The organism is Geobacillus proteiniphilus (genome assembly GCF_001908025.1).
GTDB classification, from domain to species: domain Bacteria; phylum Bacillota; class Bacilli; order Bacillales; family Anoxybacillaceae; genus Geobacillus; species Geobacillus proteiniphilus.
In genome coordinates, this window is the sequence record NZ_MQMG01000029.1 from 11,233 (window position 1) to 27,177 (window position 15,945).

Sequence of the window (15,945 nt, forward strand, 5' to 3'; positions counted from 1 at the left end):
GTCATCAACGCGCCCAGCGCAAACGCCGGAGCGGATCGTTCAGGGCTGTCTCCCCTTGCAACGGCATTTTTTCATCATATTTGTCCCATCGACGCATACACTTGTACAAAACGCGGCTTTGGGGTTCAGCCTGTTTCCGCCGCGACGTTTCTTCGGCTGCGGCCCGTTCAGCCTAATCGGAAAGGAGGAACAGGCGATTCCTCCCCGCTCCTTGAAGGAGGGGGATCCTCGCCGATATGAGATGAATAAGCAGAAGCGGCTCATTGCGCTCATTCTTGCACTCGCTGCGGGGATTATGGTATTTGTTCCAGAGCGGATGCGCGCTATGGATGGGGTGAGCGCAAAAAGCGCAATTTTGATAGAGCAACATTCCGGGCGGGTTTTGTTTGCCAAGGATGCCTATACAAAACGGCGCATCGCCAGCATTACGAAAATTATGACCGCCATTTTGGCGATTGAATCAGGGAAAATGGACGACACGGTGACGGTCAGCGCCCGCGCTGTCCGGACCGAAGGGTCGTCGATTTACTTGCGCCAAGGGGAGAAAATCAAACTGCGCGATTTGGTATATGGGCTGATGCTTCGTTCCGGCAACGACGCGGCGGTGGCCATCGCTGAACATGTTGGCGGCAGCGTCGAAGGATTTGTTTTTTTAATGAACCAAAAAGCGGCTGAAATCGGGATGCGTGATACCGAGTTTGCCAATCCGCACGGATTGGATGACGCGGAAAACCACTACTCGACCGCGTACGATATGGCGCTGCTCATGCAATATGCGATGAAAAACAAAGAGTTTCGCCGCATATCGGGGACGAAGGTGTACCGCGCCCCCGCTCCGCCCGGCGAAGACGGCGCGCGTGTGTGGCGGAATAAAAACAAGTTGTTGACAAGTCTTTACGAATATTGCACCGGCGGCAAAACCGGCTATACGAAACGGGCCCATCGCACGCTCGTGACGACGGCGTCCAAAGGCGGCATCGATTTGATCGCCGTGACGTTGGATGCACCGGACGATTGGAACGACCATATCGCTATGTACGAATACGGGTTTTCCCATTATCACATCGCCAAAGTGAGCAGCGAGAGGGTGGTCGACAAAATTTCTGATCCGTTTTACCGCGGGCGGCTGCAGGCGGTCCGCGATTTGCGATATCCGGTGACCGATAAAGAGGAGAGCGGGCTGCGGGTGAAAGTGTATTTGCTGAAGCCGCGCAAGGAATGGGGAAAATACCCAGAACGGGCACCGACAGAGGTCGGAAAGGCGGTGCTTTATTTGCATCAAAAGGCGGTTGATTCGGTGCCGCTGCTGTATGAACCGGGAAAGGAAGAAAGCGGCCGAGGGTTTTTATGGCAAGCATTTCGCTTTTTAGGTGTGAGAAGCGATGGTTAACCTCATTTGGGTGATGATGGCGGTCATTGGCATCGTCTTTGCGGCGGCCAACGGCACGATGGACGAAGTGAACAAAGCGGTGTTTGAAAGCGCCAAAGAAGCGGTGACGATCAGCATCGGCATGATCAGCATTCTCGTGTTTTGGCTCGGGCTGATGGCGATCGCTGAACGCGCCGGCTTGCTTGACAAAGCGGCGCGCCTGTTTATGCCGCTCGTACGCCGCTTGTTTCCGGAGGTGCCGCCCGGCCATCCCGCCCTCGGCTATATCGTCTCGAATATGGTCGCCAACATGTTCGGTCTTGGCAATGCGGCGACGCCGATGGGCATAAAGGCGATGGAACAGCTAAAAAAGCTCAATGGCGGTCGCGACGAGGCGAGCCGGTCGATGGTGACGTTTTTGGCCATTAACACATCGAGCATTACGCTCATTCCGGCGACTGTCATCTCGATCCGCATGACGTACGGTTCGGCATCGCCGGGGGAGATTATTGGCACAACGGTCATCGCCTCGACGATTTCGACGATTGGGGCGGTATTGATTGACCGGTACTATTACTGGAAACGGATGCGGAAAGGCAGGAAGCCATAATGGCCATCGTCCAACTTCTTTCCGTTTGGCTGATCCCTGCGCTCATTGTTTTTATTTTGCTTTACGGTACAGCAAAGAAAGTGCCGACGTACGAAGCGTTTGTGGAAGGCGGCAAGGAAGGGATCGAGATCGCATTTTCGCTCATCCCGTATTTGGTCGGCATGTTGGTGTCGGTTTCCATTTTCCGCGCCTCAGGGGCGCTTGATGCCATGATGGAAGTGATCAAACCGCTGGCCGATGCCATTGGACTGCCGGCCGAAGTCGTTCCGCTTGCGGCTCTCCGTACGCTTTCCGGCACGGCGGCGCTCGGCATGACGACCGATTTGATCGCTACTTACGGCCCGGATTCGTTCATCGGGCGCCTTGCTTCCACGATCCAAGGCAGCACGGAGACGACGCTTTACGTGCTCACCGTCTATTTTGGCGCCGTCGGCGTCAAAAAAATGGGTGACGCGTTAAAAGTCGGCATTTTGGCCGACATTCTCAGCTTTATTGTTTCTGTTTTCATCGTTTTGTTTGTATTCGGGCGCTAGCGGCGCCTCTGTTTTGTTTTCCCGCCCAATGGGCGGGCTTTTTGGTTGGCCCCAAAGAGGAATGATAAAAATAGAAAAGCGCCCTGCTTGTATCTGTCGAGCGGAAAGGGTAAGATGATGAAAGAGGTGAGAGAGAATGGAACGGTTGCAAAAAGTGATCGCCCGCGCCGGCATCGCGTCAAGGCGCAAGGCGGAAGAACTCATTTTGCAAGGACGGGTGAAAGTGAACGGCCGCGTCGTCACCGAGCTCGGCGTCAAAGTCGGGCCGCGCGATGATGTCGAAGTCGACGGCATCCCGATCGAGCGCGAGGAGCCGGTGTATTATTTGCTGTACAAGCCGCGCGGGGTGATTTCAAGCGTCAAAGATGACAGAGGCCGCAAAGTGGTGACCGATTTTTTCAAAGATCTGGACAAACGCATTTATCCGATCGGGCGGCTTGACTATGATACGTCTGGGCTGCTTTTGTTGACGAATGACGGCGACTTTGCCAACCTGCTCATGCATCCGCGGTATGAAATTGAAAAAGTGTACATTGCCAAAGTGAAAGGCATTCCAACACACGAGCAGCTGAAACGGCTCGAACAAGGGGTGCAGTTAGAAGATGGCATGACGACGCCGGCGAAAGTGAAGCTGCTCTCCGCCGACCGGAAGAAGGGGACAGCCATTGTGGAAATCCGTATTCACGAAGGACGAAACCGGCAAGTGCGCCGCATGTTTGAAGCGATCGGCTGCGAGGTGCTGAAGCTGAAGCGAGAGCGGTACGCGTTTCTTGATTTGAAAGGGCTGCGACCGGGCGAATACCGCGAGCTGACGCCGCATGAGGTGAAGCTGCTGCGCGTCCTGGCCCAATCCGGGGGAAGAAAATGACGAAGATTGTCACATAACGTTCATATCCTTGCGCATAAACGAGCGAGGAACTTTGCTATAATGGAAAATGGGAGATTGTGAACCGCTTGCCTCCCTTGCGGCGTTGGTTGCGGGGGAGGAGAAACGTAAAGGGGTTTGAACGATGAAAAAACAACAGCGTTTAGTGATGAGAACAGTGATTTTGCTCGTGTTGCTCGCGGCGATCGGCTATACGATTTACACGAACTTTTTCACGGAGAAAACGGCGGTCGCTGTTGGTTCGACGGCGCCTGATTTTGTGCTGACCGATTTGAAAGGGCATGAACATCGTCTCTCAGACTATCGCGGCAAAGGCGTTTTTTTGAACTTTTGGGGAACGTGGTGCAAGCCGTGCGAGCGGGAGATGCCGTACATGAACGAGCTGTACCCGATTTACAAAAAACAAGGGGTTGAAATTTTGGCTGTCAATGTCGGTGAACCGAAGTTGAGCGTCGAAAAATTCGCCGAACGGTTCGGCCTGACATTTCCGATTGTGATCGATCGTCAAGATCAAGTATTGAACGCTTACAACGTCGGGCCGCTGCCGACGACGTTTTTGATTGACAAAAACGGCGAAGTGAAACAAATCATTACTGGAACGATGACGAAAGATGACATTCAGCGTCATCTAGAAAGCATCAAACCGTAAGGAGTTTTGCGCCATGGAACACGTCAAATGCGAATGCGGCCATGTCAATCCGCACGGCACGGCGTTTTGTGAATCGTGCGGCAAGCCGCTTGCCGATTTGGGAGAGAAACCGCTTTTGGACATGCGCTACGAAGGAAGCGCGCGCCGATCGCAAACGTATAAAAAAACGATGATCGACCAAATTTGGGCGTTTTTCTCGTCGGTCAAAGTCGGGGTGGCGCTCATCGTCATCACGCTCATCGCTTCGGTGATCGGCACGATTTTCCCTCAGCAAATGTACATTCCGCCGAACGCCGATCCGGCGGAGTATTACAAGCAGCAGTACGGCTGGGCAGGGAAGCTGTATTATGAGCTCGGCTTTAACAACTTGTACGGCTCATGGTGGTACATTTTGCTCATCGCCTTAATCGGCGTCTCGCTCGTCATTTGCAGCTTGGACCGGGTCATTCCGCTTTACCGCGCCTTGAAGCGGCAAGGGGTGAAGCGCCATCCGCGCTTTTTAGAGCGGCAGCGGCTGTTTGGCGTCTCGCATGTGAGCGATCTCGACAAGACGATGGCTGTGTTGAAAGAGCGGCTGGCGAAGCGGCGCTACCATGTCCGCGAGGAAGACGGGCATTTGCTCGCTGAAAAAGGGCGGTTTTCCCGCTGGGGGCCGTATGTCAACCATATCGGTCTCATCATTTTCTTGATCGGAGCGATGCTCCGTTCGGTTCCCGGCATGTACATCGACCGGGTGATGTGGATCCCGGAAGGAGAAACGAAAGAAATTCCTGGGACGAACGGCCGCTACTTTTTAAAGAGCGAAAAATTTATTTTTGAAACATATGAGAAAGGCAAGGACAACGAAGTGTTCAACGCTGCCATCGACCGCGTCGGCAACGGGATGATCGCCAAAAACTATCAAACAAACGTCGTGTTGTATAAGCGCGTCGGCCCTGTGATCCCCGGCGCCAAGCCGAAGCTTGAAAAAGTGAAGGAGTATCCGATTCGCGTCAACGAGCCGCTGGAGTTCGACCATTATGCGCTCTACCAAGTCGATTTCCGCTTGAATGAGCCGAAAGCGATGTCATTTCAGTTGGCGGACAAGCAGTCGGGGAAAACGTTCGGCACGGTGACGGTCGATTTGTATGATCCGAAAGAGTCGTACAATCTCGGACATGGGTATCGCGTTGAGCTATTAAGCTATTTTCCTGATTTTGAGTTTGATGAAGACGGCAATCCGTCAACGAAGTCGCGTGTGCCGAACAATCCGGCGTTCGTGTTCAAAATGTACGCGCCGGACCGTCCGAAAGGGGAAGTAAGCTTTGTCGCCATCCAGCAGACGATCGAACCGTTTGGCAACAACAAATACAAAATGGCGTTCGCGGGGCTTCAAACCCGCAATGTCTCCGGTTTGACCGTCCGCCGCGACTTTACGCTTTGGATTTTAGGGGTAGGCGGCGCGATTTTCATGATCGGGCTCATCCAAGGGATGTATTGGAACCACCGCCGCATTTGGGTGCAGCGGGTAAACGGCGAGCTATGGATCGCCGCGCATACGAATAAAAACTGGTTCGGCTTGAAAAACGAACTGCGCCGTTTGCTTGACGGCACCGGCGTCATGATGCCGGCTGATCAGCTCGAAAACGAAAAAAAAGCCGGACAAGGAGGACAAGCGCATGGTACAGCTTAGCAGCACGTTGCTATATATCGCGTTCGTTCTATATTTAATCGGCACGTTCTTTTTTGGCGGCGCCATTCGCGACAAGCGAAAAGAACGGCAAGAGAAGGATCGTTGGTCGCAGCTTGGCATCTCCGTGACGATCATCGGCTTTCTCGCCCAAGTCGGCTATTTTGTGACGCGCTGGATCGCCGCCGGGCACGCGCCCGTAAGCAACTTGTTCGAGTTTACGACCTTTTTCGGCATGATGCTGGTTGCTGCTTTCATTATTATTTATTTCATTTACCGGCTGAGTGTGCTCGGCTTGTTTGCGCTGCCGGTCGCGTTGCTTGTGATTGCTTACGCAAGCATGTTTCCGCGGGAAATTTCGCCGCTCATTCCCGCCTTGCAAAGCGATTGGCTGCACATCCATGTGACGACGGCGGCGGCTGGTGAAGCGATTTTGGCCATCAGCTTTGTCGCTGGGCTCATCTATTTGATTCGCGTCGTTGATCAATCGAAGCCGTCGAAACGGACGTTTTGGCTCGAAGTGGTCATGTTTTGCTTAATTACCACGCTCGGCTTTGTCATCGTTTCGACAGCGTTCGGACTTTCTGGGTATGAAGCGAAGTTCACGTGGGTCGACAAAAACAAGCAGACGGTTGAGGTCATCTACGATATGCCGGCGCTCGTTGGGCCGCACAAAGGGGAGCTTATGAAAGAAAGCGCCGGCCGCATGGAGCCGCTTGTTGAGATGCCGGCGATCATCAATGCAAGAAAGCTCAATACGGTCATCTGGTCGCTCATAGCCGGAACGGCGCTGTACATCATGCTTCGGCTTCTCTTGCGCAAGCGCGTTGCCGCCGCGCTCAAGCCGCTCGTGAAGAACGTTAACTTGGATTTGACTGATGAGATCAGCTATCGGGCGGTGGCGATCGGCTTTCCGGTGTTTACGCTCGGGGCGCTCATTTTCGCGATGATTTGGGCGCAAATCGCCTGGACGCGTTTTTGGGGCTGGGACCCGAAAGAAGTATGGGCGCTTATCACTTGGCTGTTTTACGCTGCCTTTTTGCACCTTCGTTTGTCAAAAGGCTGGCATGGTGAAAAGTCGGCATGGCTCGCCGTCATCGGCTTTGCCATTATTATGTTTAACTTAGTGGCGGTCAACCTCGTCATTGCGGGATTGCACTCGTACGCCGGAACATAATGGAAAACAACCGGATGCTCTGTTGGCGAGCATCCGGTTTTTCGGTAAACTAGAAAATAGGGAGTGTTTCCATTGATGATGGGAGGGTGCAAAGCATTGGAAAAACAAGAAAAAACCATCCGTATTTTAGTGGTTGACGATGAAGAGCGCATCCGGCGGCTCTTGAAAATGTATTTGGAGCGGGAAAACTATGTGATCGATGAGGCCGGCGACGGCAATGAAGCGTTGGAGAAGGCGTTGACGAATGATTATGACGTCATTTTGCTCGATCTGATGCTGCCGGGCAAAGATGGAATTGAGGTGTGCAAAGAAATCCGCGAGCAAAAAACGACGCCGATTATGATGTTGACGGCAAAAGGCGAAGAATCCAACCGCGTGCAAGGGTTTGAAGTCGGCACGGATGATTACATCGTCAAGCCGTTCAGTCCGCGCGAAGTCGTGCTGCGCGTAAAAGCGCTGTTGCGCCGCGCGGCGAACGCCGCCTACGCGCCGGTGGAGACGACGGCGAAAGACGTGCTTGTGTTTCCGCATTTGACGATTGACAACGATGCCCACCGGGTGACGGTCGACGGCAAGGAAGTCAGCTTAACGCCGAAAGAATATGAGTTGCTTCTCTTTTTGGCCCGCTCGCCCGACAAAGTGTTCGACCGCGAACAGCTGTTGAAGGAAGTATGGCATTACGAGTTTTTCGGCGACTTGCGCACGGTCGACACCCACATTAAACGGTTGCGCGAAAAGTTGAATAAAGCGTCGCCGCAGGCGGGAAAAATGATCGTCACCGTCTGGGGCGTCGGCTACAAGTTTGAGGCAGTGAACGACTGATGTGGCTGTTTCGCAGCGTCGTCGGCAAGCTATGGTTTACGATTTTGTTGCTCGTTTCGTGCGTGCTGTTTATTTTAAGCATTTTGCTTATTAAATTTTTGGAAGATTATTATGTGCAGGAAGCGGAAAACGACTTGACCCGCCTGGCGACAAAAGTGGCCGAGGTGATGCACGATTACCGCGACGAGCAGCTTGCCCGCTCGATCGCTTGGACGCTTGTGGACAATCGAACGAAAGCCGTCATCGTCGCCGATGAGTCGCACTATTGGTATTCGCCTGGCGACGCTGGTTTGGACAATATGCCGCTGTCGTCGATCCGCCAAGATCGGGACTTGCGGCGTGTGCTGACAGACGGGAAAACGGTGAAAAAGCGTTTGTATACGCCCGAATGGCAACCAAAGAAAAAGTTGCCTCGTGATATGATCATCGTCGGCGTGCCGATGTCGATGCCGGATGGCAGCCGAGGAGCTGTGTTTATCTATCAGTCGCTCGAGGCGATCGCCGACGCGACGGAGCGGACGAAAGAGTTAATTTTTCTCGCCGCGTTTATCGCCATTGTCATGACGACGTTTTTTGCCTTTTTCTTGTCGACGCGCATCACCGCTCCGCTCCGGAAAATGCGGCAAGCCGCGTTCGAAATGGCGAGGGGCCATTTCGATATGAAAGTGCCGATTTTAACGAACGATGAGATCGGTGGGCTGGCGATGGCGTTCAACCAAATGGGACGGCGTCTGCAGTTTAACATCAACGCCTTAAACCAGGAAAAAGAACAGCTCGCCAGCATTTTAAGCAGCATGGCCGATGGCGTCATTACGTTTAACCGCGACGGGGAAATTTTGATTACGAACCCGCCGGCTGAGCGGTTTTTGCAGGCGTGGTATTTTGAGCAAGGGAATGATGCGGAAGCGATGGCGCCGTTGCCGCCGCAAGTGAAAGAGCTGTTCGCCCGCGTCGTTCGCGAGGAGAAGGAGCAATCGACCGAAGTGACGCTGCAGGGGCGGACGTGGGTTATTTTAATGACGCCGCTGTACGGCAAAACGATGGTGCGCGGCGCGGTGGCTGTTTTGCGCGACATGACCGAAGAGCGGCGGCTTGACAAGCTGCGCAAAGACTTTATCGCCAACGTTTCGCACGAATTGCGCACGCCGATTGCCATGCTCCAAGGCTACAGCGAGGCGATCATCGACGATATCGCGGCGAGCGAAGAAGAGAAGAAAGAGATGGCGAAAGTCATTTATGACGAGTCGCTGCGTATGGGCCGCCTTGTTAACGATTTGCTTGACTTGGCGCGCATGGAAGCTGGCCATATCGAGCTAGAGTACGAACAAGTCAAGCTCGTTCCTTACATCGAGCGGGTGATCCGCAAGTTTTACGGGCTGGCGAAAGAAAAGCAGATTGAGCTGACAGCCGAGTTTCGCGACCGGGACATCGAAATCGCTCTCGATCCGGATCGGATCGAACAGGTGCTGACGAACTTAATTGACAACGCCATCCGCCATACGGAATCGGGCGGCACAGTTCGCCTCATCATCGAACCAAGCGGCGACGGCGTGACGATCCATGTCCAAGACTCTGGTTCCGGCATTCCCGAAGAGGATTTGCCGTTTGTGTTTGAACGGTTTTACAAAGCCGATAAAGCGCGCACGCGCGGCCGTTCCGGCACCGGGTTAGGCCTTGCCATCGCCAAAAACATCGTCGAAGCGCATAAGGGGCTCATTACCGTTCACAGCAAACTGAACGAAGGAACGACGTTTTCTTTTTATTTGCCGGCCCGCGGACCGAAAGGAGCGTAGCGCCGTTTGGAAGAGCGGGGAAGCCGCAGCTTCCCTGCTTCTTTCATGCCGGAGCGAACCAGTTGGAGGTCAACGTTTGTTTTAATTGGTATAGACAACTAGAATATATAATGTTATGATAGAAATGGAAAGTGGGGAATCGCGATGAAGCGATGGATATTGAAAAATGCCGCGGTGTATGCAGAAACAGGGAATATCGAACAAGGGTATGTGCTGATCGAAGGGGAAAAAGTGGCCGCGATCGGTCCGATGTCGTCATGCCCAACTGATGAAGGGGCGGAAGTGATCGAGCTTTCTCCGCAGTTTGCCGTCGTGCCGGGATTCATTGACGTCCATATTCATGGGGCGGCTGGGGCGGATGTCATGGATGCGACCCCGGAGGCGCTTCACGCGATGGCGAAGGCGTTGCCGGCGGAAGGAACGACAAGTTTTCTAGCGACGACGATGACGGCGCCAAGCGAACAAATCGAAGCCGCGCTTCGCAACGTCGCTCGCTATATGGCTGAGGCGAACAGGCCGGGAGCGGCTGAAGTGCTCGGCGTTCATCTGGAAGGGCCGTTTTTGTCGCCGAAGCGCGCCGGAGCGCAACACCCGCGCCATCTCGCCGATCCGGACATCTCACTGTTCCAGCGCTGGCAAAAGGCGGCGGGCGGCCATATCCGCCTTGTCACGCTTGCCCCAGAGCGGGATGGGGGGCTTGAATTGGCTGCTTATTTACGAAAAACAGGGGTCATCGCCTCAATCGGCCATTCCGATGCCGTTTACGACGAAGTAAAAGCGGCGGTCCATGCAGGGGTGACGCATGCGACCCACCTGTTCAATGGGATGCGCGGCATCCATCACCGTGAACCGGGTGTCGCCGGTGCTGTGCTTATGTTTGAAGAAGTCATGTGCGAGCTGATCGCCGACGGGCTGCACGTTGCGCCGCCGATGGTTCGCTTCGCTTACCGGAATAAAGGAAGCGATGGGCTCATCTTAATCACCGATGCCATGCGGGCGAAATGTCTCGGCGATGGGCAATATGATCTTGGCGGCCAAGAGGTGACCGTCCGCGGCGGAGAGGCGCGGCTTGCCGACGGCACGCTGGCGGGAAGCGTGCTCAAGCTTGGCGAGGCCATCCGCCGTGTGCTGGATTATGCCGGCTGCACGCTTGAAGAGGTGATCCGCATGGCGAGCTGGAATCCGGCGAAACAGCTTGGCTTGCTTGATCGGAAAGGAAGCTTGCGGCCCGGCAAAGACGCCGATGTCGTCGTTTTGAATGAACGATATGAAGTCATGATGACGTTTTGCCGCGGTGCCCTTGCCTATCGCAAGCCGGATGAAAGGGGTGAAGAGCGATGGCCATGAAGCTTTTGAAAGCTGCTGACTACGCAGAGATGAGCCGTCAGGCGGCGGACATCATCATCAAACAAGTCAAGGAAAAGCCGAACGCCGTTCTCGGCTTGGCGACCGGATCGACCGTGCTCGGTGTGTACCGCGAATTGGCCGCCGATCATCGGCAACATGGGACATCGTATCGGCTTGTGCGCACGGTCAATTTGGATGAATACGTAGGCCTTGGCCCGGATCATCCGAACAGCTATCGCTATTATATGAATCAGCATTTGTTTGCTCAATTGGACATCCCGCTTCATCAGACGCATGTGCCGGACGGCTTGGCCGCTGATCTTGACGAAGAATGCCGACGCTACGAGCGGCTCATCGATGAATTGGGCGGCATCGATTTGCAGCTCTTGGGCATCGGCCGCAACGGCCATATCGGCTTTAACGAGCCAGGGACGCCGTTTTCATCGACGACTCATGTCGTGAAGCTCGCCTTGTTGACGCGTGAAGCGAACGCCCGCTTTTTCCCGTCGCTTGATGACGTGCCGCGCTACGCCATTACGATGGGGATCGCGACCATTTTGCGGAGCCGCCGCATCGTGCTGTTGGCGTCAGGGAGGGAAAAAGCGGAGGCCATTGCCCGGCTTCTCGAAGGCGTTGTCACACCGGACTTGCCGGCTTCAGCGCTTCACCTTCATCCGGATGTGACGATCATCGCCGACCGAGAGGCGCTCTCGCTCATCCCAAAGGAAAAGCGGCGGGGGGATGCGCCATGATCGATAAACAGTCGCCGATTCCGATTTACTATCAGCTCGAGCAATATATGAAAGAAAAGATCGAAAAAGGGGAGTGGCAGCCGGGCGAGATGATCCCGTCTGAGCGCGAGTTGGCGGAAATGTATGACATCAGCCGGATGACCGTTCGGCAGGCGGTCAACAATTTAGCGAACGATGGCTATCTCATCCGCCGGCGCGGGAAAGGAACATTTGTCGCCGCCAAAAAAATCGAGCAGCCGCTCAAAGGACTGACGAGCTTTTCCGAAGATATGCGGGCGCGCGGCATGGAGCCCGGCACGATCGTCCTCAGCTTTGAGACGGTTCCGGCGTCTCAGAAGCTCGCTGAAAAACTTGGTGTCACGGAAGGCGACGATCTTTACGAAGTCAGACGCCTTCGGTTGGCCGACGGCTTGCCGATGGCGCTCGAGACGCTCTACATTCCCGTCCATCTTGTTCCCGGGCTGACGCATGATGTTGTAAGCGGTTCCGTCTATGAATTTATCGAAAAAGAAAAAGGACTGATCATCGGCTCCGCTGTTCAAACACTGGAAGCATCTGTCGCCCGCAAGGTGGAGGCGGAGCATCTGAAGATGAAAGAAGGGGCTCCGGTGCTGCTGCTTGAGCGCCGCACGTGCCTTGTCGACGGTCGGCCGCTTGAAGTCGTCAAATCGGTGTACCGCGGCGACCGATACAAATTTATGATTGAGATGAAAAGGGGAGGATCATGATGTTAGGATTTTTACAACGGCTTGGGAAGGCGCTTATGTTGCCCATTGCGGTGTTGCCGGCGGCAGGATTGTTGCTTCGGCTCGGTCAGCCTGATTTATTGAATATTCCGTTTATCGCCGCCTAGGGGTTGACTTTATTTGCTTGACGGGGAATCCGAAAACGGGCGTAACGAATGATGAAATTGTGAAGGCTATTGAAACCGCGCGATCCGTTTTCGGAGAAAACGGCTTGATCATGGCGGGGAAAATGCACGCGGCAGGTGTAGCCAACGAAACAGGGAGCAGCATTATATCTGAGGAAGTCGTTGCGCGCTTTATTCACGCTGGTGCGGATGTCGTTCTGATGCCAGCTCCCGGAACTGTGCCGGGAGTGACATTGGACAAAACGGAGCAGCTTGTTCGGGTGGCCCATGAACATGGGGCGCTTGTGATGCTGACGATCGGTACAAGCCAAGAAGGAGCTGACGAGAGTACGATTCGTCAAATCGCGCTTGCAAGCAAAATGGCTGGGGCGGATATACATCATATCGGCGACGCTGGCTATCATGGCATCGCTGTTCCAGAGAATATTATGGCGTATTCGATCGCCATTCGCGGCAGACGCCACACGTATATTCGCATGGCAAGATCGCCGTTGAGATAAAATGGAATATGATCAGTCGGTCCCAAAAGCATTCGCTTTTGGGGCGTTTTTTCGGGCAGAGAGTAGGGCGTGTATCAAGGAGTTGGAGAAGTAGATTTGCGGCTGTGGGAAACGGTTGCCTTGTACCGCCGCCTCTATTTATTTTGTGATCAAATGAAAGAACAAATTTGTGATAAAATTAAAGAACAAATGAGAAAGCATTGCGCATGGCGGGGAGAATATGATGATTGCCGAGCCATTATTTCATCTCATTCTCATTTTCAGCGTATTGTTGCCGCTTGTATCGTTGACAGTGTTGGCGCTGTTGGGGGTAGCGGAAAAAGAAGTGGATTATTGGCAGTTGGAACATGCGCGCCTTCGATTGGAAAAAGAACTTCAAGAAAGCAAGTATATGCAGCTCCATCAACAAATCCGACCGCATTTCTTTTTCAATGCGTTGAACGCTTTCTTATCCCTGGCGCGCTTAGGAAAAAATGAAGAAATGATTCGGGGAATGGAGCATTTTGCGCTGTTTTTGCGTGATAGCTATGAGACGAAACAGCCGCTTATTCCGTTCAAACAAGAATGGGCGCATACAAACAACTATCTAGCGGTGCAGCAGCTTCGCTTCGGTTCACGGCTGTCGGTGTCGGTGCAAATGGATCCGGATGGAGAGCGTGCGCTCATTCCTTCTTATACGTTGCAAACGCTGGTGGAAAACGCATTCAAACATGGCCTTGAGAAAAAAGCGGGTGAAAAATGTTTGGCGATCGATTTTCGGCGCCAAGGCAACTGGGTATATTTGCGCGTCTGCGATAATGGCAATGAAGGGAAGGAGTTATCCATCGCGAATGGAGGTGTCGGCTTGGATAATTTGCGCAAGCGGTTTGCTCTTTTGTTTGATTTACCAACTCAGCTCGTGTTGCAAAAAGATGAGCGCGGGTGGACAGAGGCGCTTGTCGTTTGGCCGTATGTTCCAGGGGATGAGGGATAAACGATGAAGGTGTTGATTGTCGATGATGAATATTTGGAATTGGAACAACTCACGTATTTGGTGAAGCGGAAATATCCGCATTGGGAAGTATGGCCGGCGGAGGATGCCGCAGAGGCGAAACGGTTGGCCGCATCCCATCGCTTCCGGCTGGCGCTGATCGATATCCACCTTCCTGGACAGTCCGGGTTGGATTTGGCCTATGAGCTCAAACAAAAACAGCCCGATCTTGCCTTGATCATTATCACAGCCTACCAAGATTTTGCTTATGCCAAACGGGCGATTCAGCTTGAAGTGCTCGACTACTTGGTGAAGCCGCTCATTGAGAGCGAGTTTGATCAAGCGCTGTCGAAATTTGAACAAAAGCATCCGGAAGCGCTTGTCTCGTCCCCGCTCATCCGCGCGGCGCTCGAATATGTGCACTGTCATTATGCGCAAAAAATCAGCTTAACCGAGGTAGCCGCTGCCGTGCATGTACATCCAGCCTATTTGAGCAGGCTGTTTGTTGAGGAGATCGGCATCCATTTTAAGGATTACGTCAATCGATATCGGATTGAAAAGGCGAAAGAGCTGTTGACCAAAAAGCCGGATTGGTCCATGGCACGCATTGCTGAGGAGACAGGATTTTCTAGTCAACATCATTTCAGTCATTTGTTTCGAAAATATGTCGGCATCCCGCCTACGAAGTATAAGGAGACCAATGGATAATGGACTGGTATATGCTTTTATTCATGGCATGCGTACTGCTGCTTGCTGCTGTGCCGCATATTGGTCGCTGTAGTTTTATCGGAGCGGAGGCGCTTGGATTAAGCAAGGGGGTCAATGCTCTGTTACTGCGTTTTGCATCCGGGGAGTTGCTGTTGTTTGGATGCTATGCTTTTATTCATGGCGGAGTGGCGGCGGGGGTGGTGACGGCTATGGCGGTATGGGCCGCCGTTTTTGTGCTTTGGCGTTCAGCAGCGGCCGTGCGCTATCGTTCCCTAACAGAGGAAGGGGATCGCTGGCCGGACTGCTGTTTTACGGCGCGGGCTTTGTTTTTCTTTCGGTTTTTTGTTCGCCTTCTTTCGATCGGCCGGCTGCTTACCGTTGTCGTGTTATGTACCTATTTGTTGCAGCAACTCTTTCGTATTTCTCCGACTTTTTTATTCATTTGGTTCGTCTATGTGTACGTGTTTACCGTGCTCTCTGGTTGGTTCGGGATGCGGAAAATCGGAACGGTTCTGCTATACATTGTTTATATAGTGATGGGAATGGTTCCGTTTGCCTATTATCTAACGGGCGGTGTGGCGCGGCAATATGAGATGATTGTACGCACTGTCCCAGCTTCCCTCGACGTGAACATGGTTTCGTTGTTCGTGTTGTTTTGGGCTGTGCTGGCGGCGGCTGCCGGGCAATGGTTGGCCGACGAGTATGTATGGGATATTGCATCGATATTGAAAAAAGAACGCGTTGCGCTGACGTTTTCTATGGCCGCGTTTTGCCTTGCTCCGCTTCCGTTGGCCGTTGCAGCCTTATGCGTCCCGTATGCGGCGGCCGCTTCGACTGCCGCCATACTGAAACGGTGGCTGCTCCATTCTTCTGTCTTGATTGCCTGGCCGCTTACTATTGCCTTGCTGGCGGCGTTGTCACTCAGCTTATCCCTTTCCTTGCATTCCGTTGTGCAAATCTTTTGGCACAGGTGGAGCAGGCATCTCTCATGGACATATGTCATCTCTTTTTTGCTTGTACTAGCCCTCTTTTTTATTGCTCCCCTTCTTCCGATGCGGATGGTCATGTTTTCGACCGCCTTGCTTGCCTCCTCGTGTTTTGGGTTGGCTGCTTTACGGACAGGAGAGAAACCGATGGGGGTTATAGGCATGATCGGATGGGTATGTTTGTTTGCTATCGCCTGGCGATGGGGAATGCGCCATAATGAGCTGGAGGCCATAGCATGGAATGGGATTGGCAGTTTCTTGTTTACTCAGATTTATCGATTAATTCAAAAAATAAAGAAGTAA

General features: G+C 53.3%; 15 protein-coding genes and 2 pseudogenes. All 17 read left to right on the forward strand.

Features of this window, described 5'->3' with window-relative positions; all coding sequences use genetic code 11:
- Positions 1-241: 241 nt before the first annotated feature.
- The 17 genes and pseudogenes from BRO54_RS10920 to BRO54_RS11000 all read left to right on the forward strand — a co-directional run bounded on the left by BRO54_RS10920 (position 242) and on the right by BRO54_RS11000 (position 15,945).
- Complete coding sequence (locus BRO54_RS10920; protein WP_074043926.1) at positions 242-1,390, forward strand: D-alanyl-D-alanine carboxypeptidase family protein; 1,149 nt, start codon at positions 242-244, stop codon at positions 1,388-1,390.
- Positions 1,383-1,979 (forward strand): nucleoside recognition domain-containing protein, encoded by a 597-nt coding sequence (locus BRO54_RS10925; RefSeq protein WP_074043927.1) that lies wholly within the window; start codon positions 1,383-1,385, stop codon positions 1,977-1,979. Before BRO54_RS10920 ends, BRO54_RS10925 begins: the two co-directional genes overlap by 8 nt.
- Positions 1,979-2,512 carry a spore maturation protein gene (locus BRO54_RS10930; protein WP_074043928.1) on the forward strand — a complete coding sequence of 178 codons (534 nt, stop codon included), beginning with the start codon at positions 1,979-1,981 and terminating at the stop codon, positions 2,510-2,512. Before BRO54_RS10925 ends, BRO54_RS10930 begins: the two co-directional genes overlap by 1 nt.
- A 136-nt stretch (positions 2,513-2,648) precedes the next feature.
- Entirely contained in the window at positions 2,649-3,380 is a 732-nt protein-coding gene (locus tag BRO54_RS10935; protein WP_074043929.1) for a pseudouridine synthase, read from the forward strand.
- A 142-nt stretch (positions 3,381-3,522) separates the two neighbouring features.
- Complete coding sequence (gene resA / locus BRO54_RS10940; RefSeq protein ID WP_074043930.1) at positions 3,523-4,047, forward strand: thiol-disulfide oxidoreductase ResA; 525 nt, start codon at positions 3,523-3,525, stop codon at positions 4,045-4,047.
- 13 nt (positions 4,048-4,060) lie between these two features.
- Positions 4,061-5,719: a cytochrome c biogenesis protein ResB gene (resB, locus tag BRO54_RS10945; RefSeq protein ID WP_074043931.1), complete on the forward strand. Its 1,659-nt coding sequence runs from the start codon at positions 4,061-4,063 to the stop codon at positions 5,717-5,719.
- Positions 5,706-6,893, forward strand: a complete 1,188-nt coding sequence (gene ccsB, locus BRO54_RS10950) for a c-type cytochrome biogenesis protein CcsB (RefSeq protein ID WP_011231762.1) — start codon at positions 5,706-5,708, stop codon at positions 6,891-6,893. The genes resB and ccsB overlap by 14 nt, the downstream gene beginning before the upstream one ends.
- A gap of 78 nt (positions 6,894-6,971) precedes the next feature.
- Positions 6,972-7,715, forward strand: coding sequence for a response regulator transcription factor (locus BRO54_RS10955; protein WP_476701666.1), 744 nt, complete (start codon positions 6,972-6,974; stop codon positions 7,713-7,715).
- Positions 7,715-9,508 carry an ATP-binding protein gene (locus tag BRO54_RS10960; RefSeq protein ID WP_074043932.1) on the forward strand — a complete coding sequence of 598 codons (1,794 nt, stop codon included), beginning with the start codon at positions 7,715-7,717 and terminating at the stop codon, positions 9,506-9,508. Before BRO54_RS10955 ends, BRO54_RS10960 begins: the two co-directional genes overlap by 1 nt.
- Positions 9,509-9,652: 144 nt before the next feature.
- Positions 9,653-10,855, forward strand: coding sequence for an N-acetylglucosamine-6-phosphate deacetylase (gene nagA / locus BRO54_RS10965; protein ID WP_074043933.1), 1,203 nt, complete (start codon positions 9,653-9,655; stop codon positions 10,853-10,855).
- Positions 10,846-11,607, forward strand: a complete 762-nt coding sequence (gene nagB, locus BRO54_RS10970) for a glucosamine-6-phosphate deaminase (RefSeq protein ID WP_084544551.1) — start codon at positions 10,846-10,848, stop codon at positions 11,605-11,607. The genes nagA and nagB overlap by 10 nt, the downstream gene beginning before the upstream one ends.
- Complete coding sequence (locus tag BRO54_RS10975; protein WP_074043934.1) at positions 11,604-12,335, forward strand: GntR family transcriptional regulator; 732 nt, start codon at positions 11,604-11,606, stop codon at positions 12,333-12,335. Before nagB ends, BRO54_RS10975 begins: the two co-directional genes overlap by 4 nt.
- Positions 12,335-12,457 (forward strand): annotated as a pseudogene (locus BRO54_RS10980) (PTS transporter subunit EIIC); the annotation flags it as partial. The gene BRO54_RS10975 and the pseudogene BRO54_RS10980, both read left to right, overlap by 1 nt.
- Positions 12,451-12,978: pseudogene (locus BRO54_RS10985) on the forward strand (DUF7916 family protein); the annotation flags it as partial. The pseudogenes BRO54_RS10980 and BRO54_RS10985, both read left to right, overlap by 7 nt.
- 220 nt (positions 12,979-13,198) lie before the next feature.
- Positions 13,199-13,951 (forward strand): sensor histidine kinase, encoded by a 753-nt coding sequence (locus tag BRO54_RS10990; RefSeq protein ID WP_239691251.1) that lies wholly within the window; start codon positions 13,199-13,201, stop codon positions 13,949-13,951.
- Between the two features lie 3 nt (positions 13,952-13,954).
- On the forward strand, positions 13,955-14,656 hold the full coding sequence (locus tag BRO54_RS10995; protein ID WP_011231754.1) for a response regulator transcription factor: 702 nt from the start codon (positions 13,955-13,957) through the stop codon (positions 14,654-14,656).
- The gene (locus tag BRO54_RS11000) at positions 14,656-15,945 is read left to right on the forward strand and encodes a hypothetical protein (RefSeq protein ID WP_074043936.1); all 1,290 of its coding nucleotides are present in this window, start codon (positions 14,656-14,658) and stop codon (positions 15,943-15,945) included. Before BRO54_RS10995 ends, BRO54_RS11000 begins: the two co-directional genes overlap by 1 nt.